The sequence below is a fragment of the uncultured Flavobacterium sp. genome, assembly GCF_963975005.1.
Taxonomy (GTDB): Bacteria; Bacteroidota; Bacteroidia; order Flavobacteriales; family Flavobacteriaceae; genus Flavobacterium.
The window spans coordinates 1-1,801 of the sequence record NZ_CAXBFR010000203.1 but is presented as its reverse complement, the minus strand read 5'-3'; the positions used below and the strand labels follow the sequence as shown (position 1 = coordinate 1,801).

The 1,801-nt window shown below is 27.6% G+C and carries 2 protein-coding genes; both read right to left on the bottom strand.

Going from position 1 to position 1,801, the window contains the following annotated elements; translation table 11 throughout:
• Positions 1–601 precede the first annotated feature (601 nt).
• Positions 602–844 carry a hypothetical protein gene (locus AACZ53_RS14495; protein ID WP_339839914.1) on the bottom strand — a complete coding sequence of 81 codons (243 nt, stop codon included), beginning with the start codon at positions 842–844 and terminating at the stop codon, positions 602–604.
• Between the two features lie 172 nt (positions 845–1,016).
• Entirely contained in the window at positions 1,017–1,616 is a 600-nt protein-coding gene (locus AACZ53_RS14490) for a hypothetical protein (protein WP_339839912.1), read from the bottom strand.
• Positions 1,617–1,801: the final 185 nt, after the last annotated feature.

Here is a 1,801-nt window from a genome sequence, read left to right as displayed (position 1 = left end):
ATATTTCTTTTATCATAAACGTCAGTTACATAAGAAACTGAATATAATACATCATAACAATTTTCTTCAATTTTCAATTCTTTATTATTTCTGCCACAAGAAATAAATTGAATAATAATTAAAAATAAAATTAGTGGTCTTTTCATTAATTATAGTTCTTTTTTATACGATTTTCATAACTAGCTTATAACGTTTTGCGGCTTGCGAAAGTGGCGTTTTTCATTACCAAACCTTCACAAATATAAACAAAAAATGAAAAATCCGACAGGATTTTCCAGAAATTGACAGTCCTAGCCATTTTTGCAAACCGCTGTTGTATGATGGTGCTATTTTAAAACGACTTGCGTCAATTCGAAACGAATTTATGTAAGTGGTTTTCAAATATTATTCACGTAATCTTTTCAAACCAAAACTTTAGAAGTTTTCAGAAAGTGCTAAATGCAAAAAATACCAACTGAATAAAAACCTTTTTTCACCAAACAATTTTTTATAAAACTTTCGCAAACTTGTAAAACTTCAAGCCGAAATTTTGATTTAGAAATGACCAAAAGTTAATTGAATAAATTCCAACCGATTAGACACTAATTTTGGTAGAAAAATATTAAACAGTAAAAAATATGATTATTGAAAGTAAAATTGCCAAAAATATAAATCCAGCAATTCTGTTTGCAGTTTCAGTTTCAAGTTTGTTATAGTAAGTTCCTTTTTTTGGGTTCCAATATTCTTCAAATTTTATTAATTTAGTTCCAAACAATTTTGATTTTATTAAATTAAAAGAGAATCGAGTAGAAGCTCCAATTAATTCTATAAAATATTTTCCTAAAATAATTTCAAATAATATCATATTTTACGGCATTTCCAAAGCACTATCATACAACGTTTTGCTGCTTTGCATCAGTGGCTTGTGATTCAAGACTGACCATAACAAATATAGACAAAATTTCGATTCGTAGAGGTTTTTCCGAAGGAAAAACCAAGCCCAAGCCATTGTGCAAAACAGCTGTTGTATGATGTTTTTACTTGTCGATTTCGTTTCTCAATTCAATTATTGGTTTTAAGTTTTCTTTTTCGTTTTCATCCAATTTTACCCATTCAATCCAACCAATTTTTGTTGTTACGTCATATTCTCCGATTAAACCGTCCAAAAGTATGTAAATAGCATTTTGAGTTTGACCCTTTCCATCAAAGTTTCTTATATTTAGTTCAATTCCTAATTTTCCATTATCATCTTCACTTCGATAATAAATGTCAGAATATCCAATTTTCAAGTCACCATATTGGATTTCAAATTCATCGCCAGGAATTCTTTGTCTGAAAGCATTAAATTTCCAATTTTTTAGTTTAGGAGCTTTTTCGATTAATTTTTCTACAACAGGAAATAAATCTTTAATTCCTTCAGCTGAAATAGTAAATTCTCTAATTTTATTTTCGTGAATTGGACTAAATTCAAAAACTAAATCTTCATTAATTTTCTTTAAGTTTTTGGAAAGTTCGTTAAAAATTTTTTCTCGAATTTCAAGATTTTCAATTTCGGAATAATAGGTTTCCTGATTTTTTTCAAACCAATTCCAAAACTTTTCTTCTTTACTTTCTTTATTAAAAATTGAAAAACTCATAATGATTATTGTTAAAAAAAATGCTGATATTAATATTAGTTTAGTTTTCATTTCTACGGTTTTCTAAAATATCATACAACGTTTTGCGGCTAGCGAAAGTGGTTTGAATTAATCACTGACCACAACAAATATAAAACAAAATTAGGAATCATAGAGGTTTTTCCGAAGGAAAAACCAAGCCAAAA

Coding starts and splice junctions, on each gene's coding strand:
- AACZ53_RS14495 (WP_339839914.1), bottom strand. CDS start 844: ATGATATTATTTGAAATTATTTTAGGAAAATATTTTATAGAATTAATT.
- AACZ53_RS14490 (WP_339839912.1), bottom strand. CDS start 1,616: ATGAGTTTTTCAATTTTTAATAAAGAAAGTAAAGAAGAAAAGTTTTGG.